General features: G+C 57.6%; 18 protein-coding genes. 7 read left to right on the top strand and 11 right to left on the bottom strand.

Features of this window, described 5'->3' with window-relative positions:
• From FJ147_18840 to FJ147_18875, 8 genes are all read right to left on the bottom strand, one after another.
• Window positions 1–215 (bottom strand): nuclear transport factor 2 family protein (locus FJ147_18840; protein ID MBM4257934.1); only part of this gene is annotated, 215 nt, incomplete at its 3' end.
• Between the two features lie 119 nt (window positions 216–334).
• On the bottom strand, window positions 335–784 hold the full coding sequence (locus FJ147_18845) for a hypothetical protein (GenBank protein ID MBM4257935.1): 450 nt from the start codon (window positions 782–784) through the stop codon (window positions 335–337).
• Between the two features lie 35 nt (window positions 785–819).
• Window positions 820–1359, bottom strand: a complete 540-nt coding sequence (locus tag FJ147_18850; GenBank protein MBM4257936.1) for a GNAT family N-acetyltransferase — start codon at window positions 1357–1359, stop codon at window positions 820–822.
• Between the two features lie 180 nt (window positions 1360–1539).
• Window positions 1540–2034 (bottom strand): GNAT family N-acetyltransferase, encoded by a 495-nt coding sequence (locus tag FJ147_18855; protein ID MBM4257937.1) that lies wholly within the window; start codon window positions 2032–2034, stop codon window positions 1540–1542.
• 149 nt (window positions 2035–2183) lie between these two features.
• Window positions 2184–2813, bottom strand: a complete 630-nt coding sequence (locus FJ147_18860; GenBank protein ID MBM4257938.1) for a hypothetical protein — start codon at window positions 2811–2813, stop codon at window positions 2184–2186.
• A 56-nt stretch (window positions 2814–2869) separates the two neighbouring features.
• Window positions 2870–3160, bottom strand: coding sequence for a hypothetical protein (locus FJ147_18865; GenBank protein ID MBM4257939.1), 291 nt, complete (start codon window positions 3158–3160; stop codon window positions 2870–2872).
• 446 nt (window positions 3161–3606) lie between these two features.
• The gene (locus FJ147_18870; protein MBM4257940.1) at window positions 3607–4131 is read right to left on the bottom strand and encodes a nuclear transport factor 2 family protein; all 525 of its coding nucleotides are present in this window, start codon (window positions 4129–4131) and stop codon (window positions 3607–3609) included.
• A gap of 68 nt (window positions 4132–4199) precedes the next feature.
• Window positions 4200–5558: an MFS transporter gene (locus tag FJ147_18875; GenBank protein ID MBM4257941.1), complete on the bottom strand. Its 1359-nt coding sequence runs from the start codon at window positions 5556–5558 to the stop codon at window positions 4200–4202.
• A gap of 251 nt (window positions 5559–5809) precedes the next feature.
• Here FJ147_18875 and FJ147_18880 point away from each other — a divergent pair, with 251 nt between their 5' ends.
• Genes FJ147_18880 through FJ147_18900 form a run of 5 tightly spaced genes read left to right on the top strand, consistent with a single transcriptional unit; the run spans window position 5810 to window position 11682 of the window.
• A complete protein-coding gene (locus FJ147_18880; GenBank protein ID MBM4257942.1) occupies window positions 5810–7447 on the top strand; it encodes an FAD-dependent oxidoreductase in 1638 nt (545 codons plus the stop codon).
• A gap of 43 nt (window positions 7448–7490) precedes the next feature.
• Window positions 7491–8462 carry a succinate dehydrogenase/fumarate reductase iron-sulfur subunit gene (locus FJ147_18885; protein MBM4257943.1) on the top strand — a complete coding sequence of 324 codons (972 nt, stop codon included), beginning with the start codon at window positions 7491–7493 and terminating at the stop codon, window positions 8460–8462.
• Window positions 8459–9346, top strand: a complete 888-nt coding sequence (locus FJ147_18890) for a disulfide reductase (protein MBM4257944.1) — start codon at window positions 8459–8461, stop codon at window positions 9344–9346. Before FJ147_18885 ends, FJ147_18890 begins: the two co-directional genes overlap by 4 nt.
• A 50-nt stretch (window positions 9347–9396) precedes the next feature.
• The gene (locus FJ147_18895; protein MBM4257945.1) at window positions 9397–10248 is read left to right on the top strand and encodes an alpha/beta fold hydrolase; all 852 of its coding nucleotides are present in this window, start codon (window positions 9397–9399) and stop codon (window positions 10246–10248) included.
• Between the two features lie 24 nt (window positions 10249–10272).
• Entirely contained in the window at window positions 10273–11682 is a 1410-nt protein-coding gene (locus FJ147_18900) for an LLM class flavin-dependent oxidoreductase (GenBank protein MBM4257946.1), read from the top strand.
• A gap of 107 nt (window positions 11683–11789) precedes the next feature.
• On the opposite strand, the gene FJ147_18905 is transcribed toward FJ147_18900, so the two are convergent.
• Window positions 11790–13523, bottom strand: a complete 1734-nt coding sequence (locus tag FJ147_18905) for an amidohydrolase family protein (GenBank protein ID MBM4257947.1) — start codon at window positions 13521–13523, stop codon at window positions 11790–11792.
• A gap of 346 nt (window positions 13524–13869) precedes the next feature.
• Here FJ147_18905 and FJ147_18910 point away from each other — a divergent pair, with 346 nt between their 5' ends.
• Window positions 13870–15237, top strand: coding sequence for an MFS transporter (locus FJ147_18910; protein ID MBM4257948.1), 1368 nt, complete (start codon window positions 13870–13872; stop codon window positions 15235–15237).
• A 449-nt stretch (window positions 15238–15686) separates the two neighbouring features.
• A complete protein-coding gene (locus tag FJ147_18915) occupies window positions 15687–16802 on the top strand; it encodes an amidohydrolase (protein ID MBM4257949.1) in 1116 nt (371 codons plus the stop codon).
• Window positions 16803–16974: 172 nt separating this feature from the next.
• Here FJ147_18915 and FJ147_18920 read toward each other — a convergent pair whose 3' ends face one another.
• Both FJ147_18920 and FJ147_18925 read right to left on the bottom strand, forming a co-directional pair.
• The gene (locus tag FJ147_18920; GenBank protein ID MBM4257950.1) at window positions 16975–18030 is read right to left on the bottom strand and encodes a lactonase family protein; all 1056 of its coding nucleotides are present in this window, start codon (window positions 18028–18030) and stop codon (window positions 16975–16977) included.
• Window positions 18031–18139: 109 nt separating this feature from the next.
• On the bottom strand, window positions 18140–19891 hold the full coding sequence (locus tag FJ147_18925) for a hydantoinase B/oxoprolinase family protein (GenBank protein ID MBM4257951.1): 1752 nt from the start codon (window positions 19889–19891) through the stop codon (window positions 18140–18142).
• Between the last annotated feature and the right edge of the window lie 493 nt (window positions 19892–20384).

Here is a 20384-nt window from a genome sequence, read left to right on the forward strand (position 1 = left end):
GTTGGTGTGGGAGGCCCAGCGAGTTTCGCGCGTTGGGGTTTGAGGGCGTGCTCAATGAGGTGTTGGCGACCGACATAGGTCCCCGAGATCGGGCAGGTGCCCAGTACAGTCCACGTGGCGGTATCAGTCAGCAAATTGAAGAAGGCCATGCCATCGCCGTTTGCCCAGGCAGCGAAAGCGTCGGCAATCAACTCTTTATTCTCGACAGTGCCCATCAGTTTCTCCTTTGGAGCATGTATTCGTTCCCGTGCGACACTTGACACTCGGCGTGATGCCGTCAAGATTTGCACTGACCGTGATGACGTCCCTGCTTCTCTGCCCCTATGCCCGTGCACTACGTCTTCCCCTGTACCTGGCGCAGCTCACGTACGCGGTCACGCAAGCCATGACCAAATTCGGCAAAGCGTGCCATGTCACGACGAAGCAGGGGCCACAGCAGGGGCACAAGCATCCCTTCAGCACGCCATCGTTGACACAAGTCCACTCCTGGCGATTGGGCGGCAGGTACGAACGTGAACCAATGCGTCATGTGGAGCAGTGTCTTGTGTCCTACTGTATCTTGCAGCACGAGTTCTTGCGGTGGGGTACTCGTGACCACCCGCGGGCGACGGCGGCCTGGCCGACCACGCAGCCGAAACTCGAGATGAGTGCCAGGAGTGGCAGATCCGTGACCGAACGGCACCAAGCGATTCCACTGCACATACGCGGCAAAGTCGGTGAGCACGCGCCAGGCTTCCTCTACCGTTCCGTCGATGGGCGTTGCAAGCTCGAAGGTTCGCGCCATAGCTGTTGGTTCTCTGTTTCGGACCGTTTCTGGTGTCAGCAGAGCATGGGCGGCTGACTCCCAAGCCCGTGAATATCACGCCACCCATACGCGACTTCTTTCAATTGTGCATTCCCGATCATGATCTCTTGTTCCGTGACGTACTGCCCACCCAACGTTTCATAAAAGGCACGCGCCGGATTGTCTGCTAACACCCAGACCAGCATGGTCGACAACCCGTGCTGCAACAAGCCGTCGACCACAGCCTGGAACAACTGCCGCCCGACGCCGTGTCGCTGACAGTCAGCGAGGAGATAGATCGCATAGAGTTCTCCGGTGTAGAGCGGATGGCCAGTCCGCTCGGTGCCACTCGACGCAAACCCGGTGATTTCTCCTGAGGCTCCCTCGGCAACGTACAACGCTGCCGGACCACATACAGTCGACGCGACGTGTTCCCAAAACTGGCCTTGCTGTTCATAGGACAGATTTGCCAGGTAGTCGGCAGGGACGATGCCAGCATAAGTGGTCCGCCAGCTCTCGACCTGCACCCGGGCAATGGCTGGGGCATCAGTCACGTACGCTGCTCTTACTCTCATACGCACGGCATCTCCTATATCACTTTGTCACGCCTGAGGCTCACGTTGTATGACGCGAGCTCTTTCGTGTCGCTTATATGTCACACTCTGTTTCTACCTACGGTGCCCAGAGGTACGACCGCGTAACAGGATCGTTCACGGGCTCGCCACGGCGCATTTACGGCACACATGCCGCAGTGATCATCTGGCTTCCAGTGAGCGGTCGAGCCAGAGTTGCCGTCCGCCCGCCCAACGTGGTCGCTCTGAACGGAACCCGAACGTTCTGTACAAGGCGAGCGCCTCCAGCTTGCGCTCGTTGGTGTTAAGCCCGATGGATCGACACCCGTTTTCACGCGCACGATTCAGCGCAAACTCTATGAGCTGTCGCCCGACGCCACGACGCCGTGCGGCGGGCACCACAAAGACGTCTTCCAGTTCTGCCTCCAATCCTGAGACCCAGGCTGAGTAGCGATAGCGACACTGTACATACCCCAGCCTCGCTCCGCGGTCGTCGCACCCCACGAAGAACTCAACTCCGGTGTCCTGCAGGAGCTGCGCAATCGAGACACGAAAGGCCTCCTCTGACGGTGTCACGTGGGTGAGGTGATCACGAAAGGCCACGGCCAGACGGACAAGGGCTTCAAGATCTGCGGCACTCGCTATGCGCACGGTCACGGACGATTCCACGTTAGTCATCTCGCACGCCTCTGTGACACCGCTTCACATGTCGCACCGGGGAAGCGTTTCCCTGCCTCTGCCAACGCGTGGTTTCCCGGAAGGCGTAACTATTCAGAACAGTTGCTTTTACCAATCAGCCCCTTCCGGTTCACAGACAGTGGCGTGCCTTACCAGTCCTCCAGATCAATCTTCAGGGCGTTCAGATTACGGGCCATCATATTCCAGAAGGCAATGGCGGCTGTGAGATCGAGGAGATGCTGCTGCCCGATGCGGTCCTGCACGCGACGATACAACTCGTCATCCACCTGACCTTTGAGCGTCAGGTCTTCAGCGTACTTGATGATCTCCTTGTCGTCACTACTAAACAGCCCACTCGTGGCATACGGGGCAATAGTATCGATCTGGGCGCGGGAGATGCCGGTGTGTTCGGCAATCGGAATGTGGCGCACGAAGCCGTAGTTGCAGTGCAGGCGGTTCATGAGGGTGAGGACCGCCAGCTCCCGCAGGCGTGGATCCAGCGTGGACTCGCGCATGAAATAGTCGCCCAAGGGAAAGACGCGCCGTGCAAGCTTCGGACTATTGGCCAGTGCTTTAACCACATTCGGCACATCGCGCAGTTTGAATTGCCCAGCACAGTTCTCATACAGCTCTTTGACCTCTGGGGGGCCTGGTCTTTTTGCACATAGGGAATCCGTGCCATCGAGAGCTTCCTCCTTTTGTTTTGTGAGATCGTCCCTCGTTGTTTGCAGTCCACAGACTCGTCGAGAAGGCCGTTCTTCGCCCTTCGGCACGCTCACGGCGAGCGCTGTCGCAGGGCAAAGGGAGAGGTTTTCAACCACTCGATGTGGAGCCCTTATCCGAGCGCTTTTTCCACCGCACTCCACTCCACCAGCGGTGTCAGGCGGCGTTTGGCCACCACGCCCGAACTCACTGCTTTGGAAAACCCATCAAAGGTGAGCGCATGGTCCTGGATGTCAAGGATGAGCACGATTTTGGGCTCTTCATTCGATCCCCACGGTCCCGCCTTCAAGGTCACGCCAGGCGGGAATCCATTCTTAATCGCCCCCTGGATGAGCGCGACCCCTTTCTTCGCGGCCTCTGGGCTGTCTACGTTGAAGTAGATTTCGTCTAAATAGAGCGGCATATATTTATCCTCCTTTCACCATCACGGTGATGTGTATGATGTACTGTTGGTCGACAGGGTGAATCCGGTGTCATTTGTGTACTTTCTGTGACGTTGCTACGGTCAGGTGTTATTGACAGCGCGGCATGACCTCTCTGGCGAATCGTTCCATCGAGCGTCTGACAGTTGATAGCGCTGCTGCTCAGATTGCCACGCGGCGCGTGGGAGTTGTTCGAAAAAGCCGAAGCGCATGGTCCCTCCTTTTCGCTACGGTACCGCCCTCTGCGAGCCCATGTCGCACCACCGATGTTGCTTTCGCCATAGATCAAAACTGACGACTCTGTCAAGCAACGATCGGAACCGCGCATCGATCAGGATGCTAGTAACGGTGAGGTGGAAGTGCGGTCATCTCCCTTGCCAACAACAGCTGCAGGAGGTCGACAGGCGTGCGGAGGCAGTACCCTCTGCTAGACCGGACGTGCCAGGATGTCGTTGAGTGATTGACCACCCACGTCCGTCGCTTCCAGCTTGGCGCGATAGCGAATCGCTATGCGCAAGAAACGAAACCGCCAGCGATCGGCGTCGCGCCGTACGCGATGCTGATACGTGCCGATCAACACCCGATCGTTGGCGACGATCTCGAAAAAGTACGCCAAGGTGGTGGCTTCATCGCCATCGAGCGCGATCTGCATGTTCGTGATGATATGCCCGGTGACGAACATCGGCTTGGCGTCGTGTGACACGACGGCTCCGGTCCGTCGATAAAAGTCGTTGATGATCGCCTGGCGGCCGCGATACTGCCCATCCATTCCCTTGACCAAATGGTCCAGTCCATGCATCTCGAGGACCGCATCTTCGGTAAACACGTCGCGGAGGGCGGTCCAATTCGCCGAATCGAGTCGATGGCAATAGTCCAGCCACGTCTGCCGAATGGCTTCGAGGTCTTCTAGACGCGCAAGACGGGCCATCACGTCGTCGCACTTGTCGCTCATATCATCCCTCTTTCCCGTCAAAGGCTTACCTTTCCGATTCTTTTCATAAGGACCGATGCAATCTGCTGTCACGTCATGGTCTCTATAGCAGAAGGACGAGGAGCAGCGACCGGGGGAGTCGGAACTGGCTGTTCTCCCAGGTCAATCTCGTGCTCCGGATGAATCCCGAGCCAAAAGAACGCACCGACAAAGGCCAGTGCGGCAGCAACATACACGGCACGGTTCCAGCCACAGTGCTGCGCCAGGTACGGAGTCAACGTAGGCGACACAGTCCCCGCGACATTCCCGCCCATGTTCATGAGCCCGGACACTGCTCCAGCGTATGGCTTCGCCAAGTCAATCGTCGTCGCCCAGTATGCGGCGACACTTAACAATAACATGCCCTCGCCAAGTGAGAGTGCGATCACAGACAGATAGGGGTCAGACGTGGCCGCACCACAATACATCAATAGTGATGCCACGAGCGGACAGCAAAACCCGAGGCCACAGGGTCCGACGCGTTTCCCATACCCTCGGCTCAGCCTACCGGACAGCCAGCCGCCGACCGGTGCTGCTGCGGCACTGATAAAAAAAGGCGCGGTGCTGAACCACCCACCACTGACCAATGAGAAGCCCCCGACATTCACCAGATACAGGTAGAACCAGGAAAAGTAGATGTAGCTAATATAGCCCAACGTGCCGTATGACAAGGTAAGACACCATAGATCTGGACGTGTGAGCAGCACCCTCCATGGAGTGCCGCGGGACGCTGCGGAGGCGCTGGATGTGGGTTCTCCTCCCGACGCGATCAAGGCGCGTTCCGCATCATTCACCCAGGCATGCTGTTCCGGTCGATCTGTGATGAACCAGTAGCACAGCAACGCAACCAGCATCCCAACTGCACCGACAATATAGAAGGCCGCACGCCAACCCAGATGCAGCATGATCCACACCATCAGTGGTGGCGTCAGCGCAGCACCCAGTGCACTGCCACTGGTTGTGATCCCCAATGCCAAGCCATGCTCACCTGGAGCCATCCAATTGGCGACCACACGATTATAGTTTGGTGGTCCAGCCGCTTCCCCAACTCCGATTAATGCGCGCACGACAATGAATGAACCGACCACGCCGATGGCCGATGTGAGCAGCCAATCGCCAGCGAGTGCAGTGACGGCAGTGAAGGCAGACCACCCGAAGATCGCGCCTGCGAGTACGTGTCGTGGGCCGAATCTGTCACCAAGTGTGCCACCCGTGATTTGCAAGACGGCATAACCAAAGACGAAGGCACTGAAGATCCAGCCCATCTGGACATCACTCAGACCATACTCCGGCATGATGTACTTGGCCGCGATCGAGATGTTCACCCGGTCGATGAACATCAACTCCCCGATACCAAAGATCACGGTGAGGATGAGCCAACGGGTATGGGTGGGCGCTGTGTTCATCATGGACGATTACGACAGACCGGAACCTTGCTGCTGGTTCTGCTGATCCTGGCCTTACTCCAGATGGGATGCTGTCGTCAAGCTGTACTGCGATTTTCGCGAGCGACACAGGGGGCGTGCGACGATAGACGAATCAGCAACCAAAAGTCTTGCAGTCCGGCTTTCGCCTGGGGTATGTTCCGGCCAGGTGGTGTTGTTTTCCTCTTTGTCTTGATGCGATACTGAGTCTGGTGACGCTACGAAGGAGGGACCCTATGCCGGAGTATGATGTCCTGGTTGTGGGTGGTGGCGTAGCAGGACTGCGCGCAGCGCTTGCCGCGCACGAAGCCGGAGCACGGGTGGTGGTCGTCAGCAAAACCCATCCCGTGCGGAGTCATACGGTTGCTTCGCCTGGCGGCTTGAACGCGGAGCTGAGCCCTGACGATTCCGCTGCACGACATGCGCAAGACAGTGAAGCAGCGGGAAGAGGCCTGTGCGAGACCGAGGCGTTGACGGTATTGTCTCGCGAGGCCGCAGACGAGGTACTTCGTCTCGATCATTGCGGCGTGCCCTTCGCACGCACGAGTGCAGGAACACTGGCGTTCCGGCAGTTGACCGGCAGTGGCACTCCGCGCGCCGTGTTTGCCGCCGATATCACTGGTCATGTCGTGCTGCAGACGCTCTACGAGCAACTGCTCAAGGCGCAGATCCCGTCGTATGATGAGTGGCAAGTCCTCTCACTCCTTGTCGATGAGGGGCAATGCTGCGGTGTTGTCGCGTTAGACCAACGCACGAGCACCCTTACCGCATTCACCGCTCCCGCAGTGATTCTCGCGACGGATGGTGCTGGACGAGTGTACCAACGCAGCACGGCGGCACGATCGTGTACGGGCGATGGGATGAGTTTCGCTTATCGCGCTGGCGTGCGGCTCGTGGATATGGAGATGGTGCAATACCATCCGTTGGGTTTTCATTCCCATCGCGCGTTTGCCTCGGAAGCGGCGCTAGCTGAGGGCGCACTATTGTGTGATTCGACTGGACAGCCGCTGCTGCAACCCAACGGTCCGCTGTTACGGGATTCGTTATGTCGCACGATGGCGCAGACGGCGGGAGCAGCGCGCAGGGACAGTCCCTTTCTGCTTGATATGCGACCGATTGGGAAACAGGTGCTGACGTCGCGTTTTCCGTATTTGCAGCGCGTTGCCACTGAGTTAGCTGGTATCGCGCTTGATCGTGAGCCGTTACCGGTGCGTCCTCTCGCGCATCGCCTCCTTGGTGGTATCGAAACCATCTTGGATGGCGTGACCACTGTGCCTGGCCTCTTTGCTACCGGTGAATGCGCGTGGCACGGGGTCCACGGTGCCAACGGCCTTGCAGGCAATACACTCACATCCTGTGTGGTGTTCGGGCGACGTGCAGGTGTCGCTGCAGCCGCCTATGCCAAGACCACACGACCAGCGCCAGTCGCGCAAGCGCTGGTGACAGATGAGCAGAGACGCGTACAGGAGATTTTCGCGCGCCCGGCTGGTGAGGATACCGTACCCAAGATCAGTCATGAATTAACGACCGTTATGGATGCGCATGTGGGGTTGGTGCGGGAGCGTGAAGGTCTTGCTGTCGCTGCGCAGGAACTGACAGCGCTACAACAGCGCTACGCGCAGGTTTCATTGCGACACCACGGCAAAATGTACAACGCCGAACTCCTAGCCTTCTTTGAACTCGCGTCTTTGCTCGATGTCGCCGCGGCGATCGTCAACGCTGCACAGACGAGAACGGAAAGTCGCGGCGTCCACTTTCGCAGTGATTTTCCGCTGACGAACGACCAGGAATGGCGCCAGCATACGCTGGTTTCACATGGAGGGAATGGTCCGATGGTGGCCACGCGTCCGGTCAATGCACTTCTTTCGCCCTGACGCATGAGCCGCAAGACGTTTGCAGAAAAAAAGGAGGGACACGATGCACGCGACCTTTAAAGTCCAGCGCTTTGATCCTGCGCAGCCACAACAGGCCGGTCCAGTAACGTATCAGATGGACTTGCCAGATTGGGCCACGATTGTGGATGGGTTGACGCGCATCTGCGAGGAACACGACCCGAGTCTGGCGTTCCGTGCCAATTGTGAACGCGGGGCATGTGGAGATTGCGCACTCCGAGTGAATAAGAAAGGCGTGCTCGGGTGCACGACCCGAGTCGTAGATGTGGTCGGGAAAGATGGGGTGGTCACGGTCGAGCCGATGCGCCACATCCCGGTGGTGAAGGACCTGGTCTATGACATGGAGGCGTTTCTGTGGCGTAAGATCCGTGCCGTGACCCCGTGGATCACACCACAGACGGCTGAACCCAACGGCACGGCTTCTGTAGCCGAAGAGCAACTCGCCGAGGTGCGCACCGCTATGAGCTGCGTGATGTGTGGTCTGTGTGACGAAGGGTGTACGGTCGTTGCGGTGGATCGTGAATTTGTCGGTCCTGCCGCGTTGACCAAGGCCTATCGCGCGATTTTCGATCCACGGGATAGCCGTCATAGCGAACGGCTCAAGGAAATCAGTGAACCGCGCGGCGTGTGGGACTGCGCGCATTGCTTCGAGGCCAATGGTCACTGCCCGCTGGGCATTGAGCCGACGTCACGCATCTTCGAGATCCGCGATGAAGCGATTCGCCAGGGCGTTCGCTCTGGTGCGCATAATCCCAAGGTGCGACGGCACTACGAGAGCTTTGTGAAATCCGTGAAGCAGAGTGGCTGGCTCGACGAGGGCCGATTAGCCATCGAAAGCGAAGGCCTCCTGAATTTGCCTGGCCTCTTGAAACTGCTCCCGATTGCGGCCCGCGCTCTGGTGAGGCGAAAAGCGCCGATCCCTTACCTGCATCACCGCCGGCCCGGTGCCAAGGAGATTCGTCAGATCATCGACAAAGCCGAGGAGGGGAAACTATGAGGTACGCATTTTATCCGGGGTGTGTGTCGCGTGGGGGCTGTCCTGAGCTCTATCCAGCGGCAGTAAAAGTGGCCGACAAGCTCGGCCTTGAACTCCAAGAACTAACCGATGTGGGTTGCACTGGCGCTGGCGTGATGAGTCGCGATCTTTCGGATCCGATCAATGCCCGCACTTTTGCCAAAGCAGAGCAGGGCGGGTTCTCCACTATCATGACGATCTGCAGCACCTGTCAGGGCGTGATGACGCAAGCCAACCATCGCCTGCAGAACGATACTGATTACCGTGCACAGATCAACGAAAAATACTTAGCCGAGGAAGGACTGGCGTATCGCGGCACACTTGAAGTGAAGCACTTGCTCTGGGTCCTGATGGAGGATTACGGCACGGACAAGCTCAAGGAGAAAGTCACACGGCAACTGACCGGGCTCAAGGTCGCCCCGTTCTATGGCTGCTACTTACGACGTCCATCCGACCTGATGGCCCCGAAGGGTTTCAGCGGACGCAAAACGTACCTCGAAGACCTCATCAGCCTCGTTGGCGCGGAAGTGGTGGACTTTGGTGGCAAGTCCAAATGTTGTGGATTTCCCATTCTGACTGCCAATGAAGACAACTCGATGCGCATGGTGAGCGATCACACCGGTGAAGCCAAAGACAAAGGCGCGCATTGTATGGTCACGCCTTGTCCGCTGTGCCACCTGAACCTCGACGGCAATCAACCCAACGCGGCCAAGAAAGCCAAGCGACCGATTGGTCTGCCGATCTTGCACCTGCCCCAACTGGTGGGGCTAGCATTGGGATTTGACGAACGAGAGATGGAATTGCAACGTCATATCATCGCAACGGACACGGCAACGCGGAACATCAAAGTGAACATGCTGTCGTAATCGAGAATAACATAGAACATGGGTTATGGGTCAAATATTCATCCCTTGTTATGGTGAGACTACCGTGGTACGTAGCCCACAAAGGGAGGGACAACCCGATCATGGCATCAAGTAATGGTTCACCGGAATGGAAAGAGGAGGTAGTGCAAGTCGATGGTAGCGCTTTGGTAGTTGTCCGGGGTGGCACAGGCCGTCCGTTGTTGGTGTTGCATGAGGAGTTAGGTTGGCCTGGGTGGCTCAAATGGAACAGTGCGCTTGCACGCTCGCGCACGCTGATTATCCCGCAGCATCCGGGCTATAGCCGCACGGAACGGGCGGAGTGGATCAGTAACATTCGTGACATGGCGGGCTTTTACGCGCGCTACCTGGTCGAGCAGCATCTCGCTCCCATTGATGCGATCGGTTTTTCGCTGGGCGGATGGATTGCGGCAGAGATGGCCGCATGCAATCCGGCTCAGTTTCGCAAGCTCGTGTTGGTCGCGCCGATGGGTGTCCGTCCGAAGGAAGGAGCCATTCTTGATTTCTTCCAACTGATGGCGCTGAAGCATCTTTTTGTGACGGTTCATGATGCCGATGCGACTGAGGAGTACGACCAACTCTACGGCGGTGAGGGACCCGAGCAATTCGAGCGTTTAGAAGAAGCACGGGCGCAGTCAGCACGGCTGGCGTGGGCCCCGTTCATGCACAATCCCAGTTTGCCGCATTTATTGGGAGTCGCTCGGAGCTTGCCCACGTTGTTGCTGTGGGGGCGCGAGGATAAGGTCGTTCCGCTGAGCGCAGCTGCCGACTATCAGAGAGTGATGTCGTCTGCGAGTTTGCGTGTGTTCGATAACTGTGGCCATCGACCCGAGGTCGAGACACCGAGCGAGTTTGTCCGCGAGGTGGAAAGCTTTTTCAGCTGACAGTCAAATAAGGAGGATAGCACGATGCATCTGATGTACTTCACTGAACGACCCTACCGGTACGTGTCGAATGACGAAGTCATCAAGACCGGTTTCTTTGGGATCGAAAACAAACATTTCGATTCGGTGAAAGGTGGACAGCTACTGAATGAGTATCTCGACGAGAAGGTGTTAGCCGAAGAGCTAGGCTTCGACGGCGTGATGCTGAACGAACATCATGACACGGCCTTCTGTATGGGCTCGGTGATGGATGTCGAAGCATCGATTCTTGCGCGCATCACGAAGAAAGTAAAAATCGTGCTCTTGGGGAACCCGCTGCCAGTAGTGGGTAATCCGTTACGCCTCGCCGAAGAGCTTGGCATGATTGATATGATCTCTGGCGGTCGCCTCGTTGCTGGGTGGGTGCGCGGTGGTGGAAGCGAACAATTCGCGTCTAATGCGAATCCTGCCTTCAACCGTGAATACTTCAACGAAGCCCATGAGGTAGTGATCCAGGCCTGGACGAAGCCAGGACCGTTCCGCTATGAGGGCAAACATTTCCATTATCGTTTCGTTGATCCTTGGTGCTTACCGATTCAGAAGCCGCATCCGCCGATCTGGATTCCTGGACTGCTAAGTCCTGAGACGGTCGTGTGGTGCGCCAAGCATCGCTACCCCTACGTTGCGCTGGCGACGTTCCTCGAACCGACGGTCGAATTGTGGAATATGTACCGTGATGCAGCAGCCGCAGAAGGGTATCAGGTCGGACCAGAGAACTTCGGCTACCTACAAAAAGTCTATGTTGCTGAGACAGAAGAGAAGGCACGTGAGATTGCCAAGTGGGATATGTTCGGCGGTGCGGGTATTGGATACAGTTTGTTTGGTCAACCGCAATGGATGTTCCCGCCGGGCTACAACTCGAAAGATGCGACACGGCGCATGGCGCGGCAGTTCACCGACCCAGAAGCGACTAAAGGCAGTCCATGGGCAGGGTTGGCAGATGGCTCGACTCTTTCCAAAAACGAAAGCATCTCTGACGCGCAGATTAAAACGCGCTCTGCCATCTGGCAAGACAAGCCCATCGACGTCGAACAAACACGGAAGCAGATTCTCGACGCATTCCCTGCGGTCGAGCGAGCAATGCAAGTGATTTGCGGTACACCAAAGACGGTGATTCCCAAGTTGCGCACGGTGCTGGAAGTTCTGCGACCGGGCATTTTTGCATTTTGGCAGAACGACGGACCGATCTCGAAAGAAGATCGCCTCAATAATATGCGGTTGATCGCGACCGAGGTCATGCCTGCAGTGCGCGAGATCGGAAAGGAGTTAGGACTAACGTCGCCGTTCGAAGTAACACCGGGTTCGCGACCATTGAGCAAAGGCTCAAAGCCTCAGTCGGTAGGATCACTCGACGCACTGCGTGCGATGCGCGAACAGCCGGTGGCGGCCTTGTAGTCCGAACGGGCAATCTGCAGAAATGGGCGCAGTGGACGGCGTGATGCCACAGCGCCCAGGGGCCGCTACCAGCGTTTACGGCATCGCTACGCGTAGCGATGGAGACTCTACGCGCCGCAGCGCAGGAGTTTCCCCGAGTAGACGCCAGTCTCTTTGGCATTCTCAAAGGTGACTTGTCCATTCACTATGATCCAGCGATAGCCTTCTGGACGTTGCACCAGGCGTGCCCCGTTATCCGGTGGCACGTCATAGAGGAACTCTGGATCTTTAATCGCGAGTTTTTCTAGATCGTAGACGAGAATATCGGCGGCCATGCCTTCGCGGATACAGCCGCGATCCTTAAAGCCTGCCACCCAGGCTGGCATGTAACTCATGTGGTAGTGCGCCTGCTCTAAGGAAATTTTTCCTGTCTCCCGCACCATCCACGTCAACAAATCGGTCGGATACGACCCCAGGTTCTGGAATTTCGTATGGGCTCCACCGTCTGAGAACCCTGCGACCGTACGATGACTCAGCATCTCTCTGCAGTTGTCTGGGTTCTGATTGCGGGTGGGGGTGAGCCACTGAGTTTTCCAGTTGTCCGCCGCCGACACATCTAAGAGCGCATCGACGACATGTTTGCCTTCGGCTTGGGCAATCTCACGTACCGAGCGATCTTGATACTTACTCCGCAAATCATCGCGCGAAATCTTGCGACACACGAAGTCGGCAATGTCGCCCAAGACCTTGGGTTGCTTGCTGCGATCATACTCGGCTTTCATCTCGTGCCGCAGTTTGGGGTTATTCAGCTTGGTGGTGCGCTCTTCCGGCGTCCCGAGCGTGGCTTCCCGCCACGAATCGACGTTATCGAACAGGTTCCACTGATCAATGAAGGAGAAACGGAAATTGGCGCGAATCGTCACCGCATGGCCCACCAATGGCACACCTTTCTTGTTGTATTCGTCGACGACACTGAGCATCGTACGAAAGACTTGTGGGCGCTCGTCGATGGCCGCGATCGCGTTGAAGATCAGCGGTTTGTTACTCGCTTGCGCAAGCTGTCCACCAAAATCCATGTCACGCCGCGGGCCTTCAATGCCTTCATCAATCGCGCCCGACACCTGCGCGAATTGAATCGAGCCGCGATCATACTTATGCATCGCTCTAGCCAGGGCCAGATAGAACTCATCAGACATGATGTCTGAGACCATGAGGGTGCCGTCGTAGTCGCGTTGCACTGAGGCACCATAGCCGGTCAAGCGTTGCGCCGCCCAGCCGTTGGCACCGCAGGCCATCGCGCCATCCAGTACCTGGACAATCTCTGCCATCTCTTTCTCATTCGGCTGACGACTCTTGGCTTGATCCCAGCCGCCCATCACATAACTCACTAATGGTGTGACTGGCACAAGTTGGATCATGTTGACGCCTTTGGGCAGGCGATCAATATGGTCCATCCACTGCGGGAACGTTTCCCAGGTAAATGGCATAGTCGCCTTCATCGCCTCGTAGGGAATCGCTTCGTTGCGCTCCATCGACCACATCGAGCGGTCGGCATCCTTATGGCGCACGGGCGCGAAGCCAAAGCCACAGTTGCCGTTGGTCACAGAGGTGACACCGTGCCAGCTCCCAATCGAGCACGACGGGTCCCAATGGATCGGCGCATCGTAATGACAGTGCAGGTCGATCACGCCCGGTGCGACAATGAGCCCGCTGGCATCGAGCACCTGCTTGGCATCACTACTCTTGAGATGCCCGATCTTGGTGATGACACCGTTTTTGATGCCGACATCCGCTTTGTAGGGTGGGAGCAAGGTCCCATCGACAACTGTGCCGCCTTTAATAATGGTATCGAACTCCGCCATAGCCAGCCCTCCTTTGTGGGTGGTGATATGTTGACGACAGCGCTACACACAAACGGTGACGATAGCGCACACCAGCATGTTGGCGGAAAGGCTAGACAGTGACTGCGCGGTCATAACAGTAGGCCCTCCGTACTACAGGCTGATGCTACTCTTCGTGCCGACCGCAGGTCCAACCGGATGTATGCTTCCCCTCTAGCACCATCAGCGCTGGGGTCAAGAGGTGCAAAAATAAGAAGCGACTAGCCACAAAGTTGAGTGTCTTTTGTTGGCAGGAGGCGTACAACACCTGCAACGAATCGGCCTAAAGGAGGGGACGCGCATGGGCTCTTTCGTGTGCACATAAAAGATGGCGGTCGTAGAAACTCGTGACAAAGTATATTCACCTTTTACGCGGAGGAGAGGTATGGCAGCGACGGAGCGTCGGCGGACCAAAATCTTCTATGGGTGGTGGGTCGTGGTTGCAGCCGCAATCGGCTCGTTTTTGAGTTACGGGCCCATCAGTGCTTTCACCTTTGGGGTGTTTATCAAACCGCTGCATGAAGAGTTCGGCTGGAGTCGCACCGACATCTCGCTGGGCTTTTCCTTGTCGCTGTTGATGCTCAGTGTCGTCGCACCCGTGGTTGGTCGCCTGATCGATCGCTGTGGCGCACGCAGGGTGATTGTTCCTTCAGTCGCCGTGTTCGGTGCCGGCGTGGCCTCGATGTCGCTGCTCTCGCCGAGTTTGTGGCATTTCTACGCTGTGTACGTCTTGTTAGGAGTCGTCTCCGTCGGTGCGGCGACGTTACCGTATTTGACGGTCGTCTCGCAGTGGTTTGACCGGCAACGTGGGCTCGCGCTGGGATTGGCGATGATTGGGGTGGGGTTAGGCACGTTCGTCATGCCAGCGCTGGCACAGGCGCTGATTGACGCAGTCGGCTGGCGCTCGGCGTATGTCGTGCTGGGAGCGATGGTGATTTGCATTACCATTCCCGTCGTCGCTCCGTTCTTGAAGGAGACCCCGACTTTGATGGGATTACAGCCCGACGGAGTCACGGCGACACAGTCGACTCCCACCCAACACGGTAACGAGCCGCAAGGGCTGACTGGGGCTGAGGTGTGGCACCTCATCACGTTCTGGCAGGTGGTGCTAGCCTTCTTCTGTATGTCGGTCAGTGTGCATGGATGTCTCATTCATCTTGTGCCGATGTTAACCGATCGTGGGTTATCGGATCAGAGCGCGGCGCTCGCCACGTCATTTCTAGGCGGAGCACTCCTGGTCGCACGTGTCGGTGCTGGCTACCTCCTCGATCGCGTAGCCGCTGCGTCTGTAGCAATTGCCTTTCTCGCGGGCGCGTCACTGGGAGTGTTGCTCTTGTGGAACGAGGCGGTAGGAATACTCGCCTTTGTTGCGGCCATTCTGATCGGCTTGGGTGTGGGGGCCGAGACGGATCTGATGCCCTACGTGGTAAGTCGCTATTTTGGGCTGCGCGCCTTTGGCGAAATCCTTGGGTACGTGCTCACCGCCTGGGGGCTCGGCGGGGTTGTCGGTCCGTTTGTGATGGGAGTCGGCTTCGACGCGACCGGCTCGTATAGCACCGTGTTACTCGCGTTTGTCGTGGCCACGCTCGTCTCGGGCCGTATCGGTTCTGGCACCCTGCGGCGGTGCCAGCCCACGCGGGTGCTTGACGTGAACATGGGGCACGCACGCCTCTTCACTAAACGGTACTTCCATTAGTGAGTTTTGCCAGGCAAATTCGGTACTGCGTTGCCTGTTTTTGCAAACCTCACCCGCGCCCTCTCCTTGACAAGCAAGGGAAGAGAAAATCAGAGTACCGACTGTGATCGTCAAAGTTCATGTTGGGCACAATGCCATCTCCTCGTACGGCGTTGTCGCACACGATATTCCTTGTTGCATTCCCCACCAAAAAGCGCCAAAAGGAAAAGGCAATCGGGGAAGTTGCACAGGCGTTCTTACTGGTGTTCGTCAATGGCGAGATCATCCTTGAGGAGGGGCGGAGTACTGGCGCCATGGCCGGTCAAGTGCTCCGGTCGCGTCGATGAGAAGCACTGTAGCGACCGTTCTTTCTCTGATTCACAAAGGTGACTGACGCCTTGTACGTCAGTCACCAACGCCGGGTGGCTCTGTGTCTTTTGGATGAACCCGTAGTAACAGGAGGGTATGTTATGGCACAGTCTCAGATCATTTCGGCAGACTCCCACTTTGTTGAACCCCCGACCATGTGGGCAGACCGGATGGACAAGAAGTTCCGTGACCGTGCGCCCCACACGGTGAAAGGGTTCCAGGGAAAAGAGGGCGAGTTCTTTGTCTGTGAGGATATTGCGCCGGTCCCAGTCGCCGCGTTCTTTGGCGCTGGGGTACCGTCAGAGCAGTTGCCCACCCACAATCAGAAGGGCTTTGAGGCCGCGCCGGCGAGTGTGTGGGACCCCGCAGCGCGGATTAAGGATCAAGACGTTGATGGGGTACAAGCGGAGGTGATCTACACCTCGATGGGTATGCCGCTCTACGGCTTGCAGGATGCCGAGCTGCGGACGGCATGTTTCCGGGCCTACAATGATTGGGCGGTGGAGTATTGCAGCCATAATCCCAAACGGCTGCTGGCCTTGGGGCTCATTACCTTGGAAGATATCGCGGCGGGAGTGCAAGAACTCCAACGCATTGCCCGCAAGGGGATGCGCGGGGCGATGATTTGGGCGGAGCCGCCAGACGATCGCCCCTATCATCATCCCGAGTATGATCCGTTCTGGGCCGCTGCGCAGGATCTCAATATGCCGCTGTCGCTGCACATCCTGACCAGCCGCCGGGGGATGGGGTCAGATTTCTTTACGGGGAACTTGGCACGGCAAGTCGCGGTCTTGCATCACGAAGTGGAGCGTTCGCTCTCGGTGTTTGTTCTGGATGGAGTGCTAGAACGCTTCCCGAAGATGAAACTGGTCTCGGCTGAGAATGACGTGGCGTGGATTCCGTACTTCATGTGGCGGATGGATTTCGCGCACGATCGGTTTGGACGGACTGGGGCGAATCCAGTGAAGTTGAGTCTCAAGCCCAGCGAGTATATCAAACGCCAGGTGTATGCCACCTTTATCAACGAGCCGCTCTTTGTTCACACGCTGGGCGTGTACGGGGCGGACAACGCCATGTGGTCCTCAGACTACCCGCACACGGCCGCGAGCTGGCCACGCTCGCAACAGTTTATTGACGAAGCTTTCAGCGGACTTTCGGAGACGAACCGCCGCAAGATCGTGCATGACACCGCCGCGCGGCTGTACGGGATTGCGTGATCCATAGAGGAATCCCGACGGGCTGAAGGATGTATAGCCGACGACTCGTATGCGCACGCAGAGCTGGTGCAGTTGTACTCTGCGTGCCGTACTTGTTGATGTGATGATCGAGAGTTAACCGATCGCGATAGATCTGGTATTGTCCTATTTGGTTCACGTTATACAGGGAACCTCAAGAAGAAGGAATCTCCACGGTCTCAACCCAATTCGGATTTTTCCCCATTGGATAGTCGTTCAACTTGATGAGGTGTCCGGTGTCTGGGTCAATCTGGTAGCTCGATAACGCATGCGACAGTTGACCAACCGCGAGTACATACCGGCCCGAGGGGTCAATGTTGAACCCACGCGGCTGTCTCTCCGTCGGCACGCTGCCGATCGTCGCGAGCGTACCGGTGGTCGGGTCCACGCTGAAGCCGGTCAGGGTACTGGAGGTCCGCTCTGACGCATAGAGAAATCTGCCATTCGGGGTGATGTGGAGATCCGCCGCTAACGGACTCCCCTGGAAATCAGGAGGGAGGGCAGAGAGGCGCTGTTTTTGTCGCAGCAGTCCTGTCGTAGCGTCATAGTCCAACGCGGTCACCGCACCATCACGCTCACCGAGCACATAGACCAGGTTGCCGTCCGGATGAAACACCAAGTGACGCGGCGTACTGTTCGCCGGCAGTGGCAGCGACGGTGGGGTGTTCGGCGTAAGTATTCCCGTCTGGACATCCAATATGAGTTGACTGACACAGTCACTTCCTAACGTCGGGGCGAGGACGTAGCGATTCTGCGCATCGACGAGTATGGAGTGTGCATGTCGATAATGCGGCAAGACCTGATGTGGCGGGTGCACGCGGCCGGGTGGATCAATACGATTCACCGTGAGTGTGTGACCAGGATAGGAGGCGCCCAGGAGGAAACGGCCCGTGCGATCAGTGACGAGATAGGCCATGCTGTCAGCGAGTGGACCGCTGGCAATATACGTGAGTTGACCGCTGGCCGGAGTGATCGCGAAACTCGCGACGCGCTGCGGTTGGCCACGGACACCGACGTAGAGGAATCGTCGATCAGGGCTCACGGCCATCGGGGTAGAAATCCCTGGTTGCACAACGTCAGGAATCGGTACTCGCTCGATGACCCTCAGGTGACCGGTCTGCTGCTCAAGCTGCAGCACGAAGATCTCATTGCTGTCAGCATTCCCGACGTACACAATGCTGTGTTCGAAAGAGGACCGTGAGTGTGTCATTGATTCTCCACACATCCATTGCAAACAGTGCCTGTTGCGATCGCGACGTGGTCCTGTCCACCACGCGATCGATCTCCATGCCGCTCCACTCCTGTTGCCGTCACGTCCCTCAACTGACCGCACCCTCGGGTTTTTGCCCCGCGCGGCTCTGACGCAGCCGTCTGGTACGCTCCCAATCGATCGTCAGACCGTGTGGGTCAATGATGACGCCATAGTGCTGCCGCGCCCCGTCGAGGGTGACTTTCTCGTCGTGCACGTCCTTCAGCACCAGCGCTGGCTCACGATCCCACGGATCTCCATGTCCGCCGGAACCGCTAATGGCGTGAAAGACGCGATCACCGGGCTTCACGTCAAGATGCAGATGGGTTTGCCGCGGGAGGGCGACCGCATCGGTTTGCGGATTAAGAACATTTTGTGATATCGCTCCCGGTTGTCCCCCAGCGAGGCCTGCACACGGACGCGACGGACGATTGGTACGCACCATAATCGTACCGGGTTGCAAGAACCGCCATTGTCGATAGACGGATACGGAGCCGCGATATTTGCCCGGTCCCCCACTGTCGGGCACATAGCCGAAGCCTTCGACGACCAGTGGATGCTCGCGCTCGAGCAGCTCGGCTGGGGTCGTTCCATAGGAGCCGAAGGTCATTGGGGTCACCCCGTCGATCCCATCTTTATACGGGCGCGCTCCCCAGCCACCAAAGAAGCCGTCCATAGCCGCAAAGGGCTGCCCATCTGTGCCACGACCAACGAAGTGGAGCACATCGCCTCCCTCGCCAACAATGGGGACACGGTCTGGCAGCGCTTGCGCCAGCGCACGGAACACCATGTCTGAGACGCGGAATGCTAGTGACGCCCGCCCTCCGACAGCCGCCGGGTATCGCGGATTGAGGAGACTACCAAGGGGAACTGCAACATGCATGGGCCGGACGAATCCTGAGTTCAGTAAAATATCGGGACTCACCATCAGTTTGAGGCTGCCATACACCATGGCTTTGGTCATACTGAGTGGCATGTTGATGGCCCCTTTTGCCTGCGGGTCGGTGCCAGTGAAATCCGCCGTCAATGTATCGCCAGCGACCTCGAGTGCCACCTTGAGCTTTAGCGCCACGGCATTGCCAAACCCGTCATCTTCAAAAATATCGTCCTGTTCATAGCGACCATCTGGCATGGCCTGAATGGCAGCGCGCGTGGCCTGTTCGGAATGATCCATCACATGGTCGCAACACGACGTAAAGGTGTCGAGTCCGTATTTGTCCACTGGGCGCTGGAGTTCTTTCGCACCACGCCAACAGCCTGCCACTTTCGCTTCGACATCGCCGAGCCATTCCTCTGGTGTGCGGACATTGGCGAGAATCATATCGAGCAGCGCCTCATTGCGCCGTCCCTCTGTGTACAATTTGACGGCCGGCAGCCGCATCCCTTCCTCAAAACTCTCGGTACACTGACTGCTAAATCCACCGGCGAAGCGACCACCCGTGTCCGTGTGATGGGAGTAGGCGAGAGTGAATGCGATCACCTGTCCCTCCCAGAAGACGGGGGTAATGACTGCGACATCCGGCATGTGCCCCATACCGGCGTAGGGGTCGTTGACGACCAGCACGTCCCCTGGACGGAACGGGTCGCGCCACTTGTGGATCACGCCAGCCATCACCTCCTGGAAGATGGCGAGTTGAAAGGGCGCGGCATACCCTGGGCCAATCAGGCGGCCCTGCCCATCACAAATCGTCGCGGCAAAATCGCCGATTTTGACCATGGCTGAGCGCGCCGTCTTGCTCACCGCGATCGCCATCTCTTCAGTCACGGCTGCGAGTTCGTTCTTGATGACCTCGACGAAGATGGGATCAAACTGCTGTGCCATGTCCCCTCCTTACTCCGAACAGACTGTCTTGGTGATCCTCATGGGCTACCACTGTGCCGCCCACACGTTGTGGCTGGCGCATCACAAACACGACGGGAATCAACCGGAAAAAGCGGAGATGATCCAGCGCGACATTGGCGATCGTCATAGCTAAGACCTCTCAGATCGTGGCAAGCATCACCGCAAGTGCGATCAGCCACGTATTGGCCGCCGGTGCGTGCGCAGCGCTGGGTATCGTTGGTGGTTCCATGATCTTCCGACATTCCTCTCAGAAAGTGTTTTTTAATTCGTATTTTCCGTCGTCACCATCCGCAGCGTGCGCCGGATACTGGCCAAGTACACCATAGCGTCACTGGAAACGGTGGTATGTTCGAAGTCCCGACACAAGCGCCGCTAGCGCCCCAGCCAACCGAAGGACCGCTCCACCACCCAGCGGCGGGGCAACACGGTAAAGCCTTTGGCGTCTGCCGAACGGCGCACCACCTCCAAGCGC

This window comes from Deltaproteobacteria bacterium, assembly GCA_016874775.1.
GTDB lineage: Bacteria > Desulfobacterota > Binatia > Bin18 > Bin18 > VGTJ01.

Excerpts from the sequence above, each read along its gene's own strand:
- FJ147_18865 (MBM4257939.1), bottom strand. The coding sequence starts at position 3,160 with ATGCCGCTCTATTTAGACGAAATCTACTTCAACGTAGACAGCCCAGAG.
- FJ147_18885 (MBM4257943.1), top strand. The coding sequence starts at position 7,491 with ATGCACGCGACCTTTAAAGTCCAGCGCTTTGATCCTGCGCAGCCACAA.
- FJ147_18870 (MBM4257940.1), bottom strand. The coding sequence starts at position 4,131 with ATGAGCGACAAGTGCGACGACGTGATGGCCCGTCTTGCGCGTCTAGAA.
- FJ147_18850 (MBM4257936.1), bottom strand. The coding sequence starts at position 1,359 with ATGAGAGTAAGAGCAGCGTACGTGACTGATGCCCCAGCCATTGCCCGG.
- FJ147_18920 (MBM4257950.1), bottom strand. The coding sequence starts at position 18,030 with ATGACACACTCACGGTCCTCTTTCGAACACAGCATTGTGTACGTCGGG.
- FJ147_18910 (MBM4257948.1), top strand. The coding sequence starts at position 13,870 with ATGGCGGTCGTAGAAACTCGTGACAAAGTATATTCACCTTTTACGCGG.
- FJ147_18845 (MBM4257935.1), bottom strand. The coding sequence starts at position 784 with ATGGCGCGAACCTTCGAGCTTGCAACGCCCATCGACGGAACGGTAGAG.
- FJ147_18915 (MBM4257949.1), top strand. The coding sequence starts at position 15,687 with ATGGCACAGTCTCAGATCATTTCGGCAGACTCCCACTTTGTTGAACCC.
- FJ147_18855 (MBM4257937.1), bottom strand. The coding sequence starts at position 2,034 with ATGACTAACGTGGAATCGTCCGTGACCGTGCGCATAGCGAGTGCCGCA.
- FJ147_18875 (MBM4257941.1), bottom strand. The coding sequence starts at position 5,558 with ATGATGAACACAGCGCCCACCCATACCCGTTGGCTCATCCTCACCGTG.
- FJ147_18890 (MBM4257944.1), top strand. The coding sequence starts at position 8,459 with ATGAGGTACGCATTTTATCCGGGGTGTGTGTCGCGTGGGGGCTGTCCT.
- FJ147_18895 (MBM4257945.1), top strand. The coding sequence starts at position 9,397 with ATGGTGAGACTACCGTGGTACGTAGCCCACAAAGGGAGGGACAACCCG.
- FJ147_18900 (MBM4257946.1), top strand. The coding sequence starts at position 10,273 with ATGCATCTGATGTACTTCACTGAACGACCCTACCGGTACGTGTCGAAT.
- FJ147_18880 (MBM4257942.1), top strand. The coding sequence starts at position 5,810 with ATGCCGGAGTATGATGTCCTGGTTGTGGGTGGTGGCGTAGCAGGACTG.
- FJ147_18925 (MBM4257951.1), bottom strand. The coding sequence starts at position 19,891 with ATGGCACAGCAGTTTGATCCCATCTTCGTCGAGGTCATCAAGAACGAA.
- FJ147_18905 (MBM4257947.1), bottom strand. The coding sequence starts at position 13,523 with ATGGCGGAGTTCGATACCATTATTAAAGGCGGCACAGTTGTCGATGGG.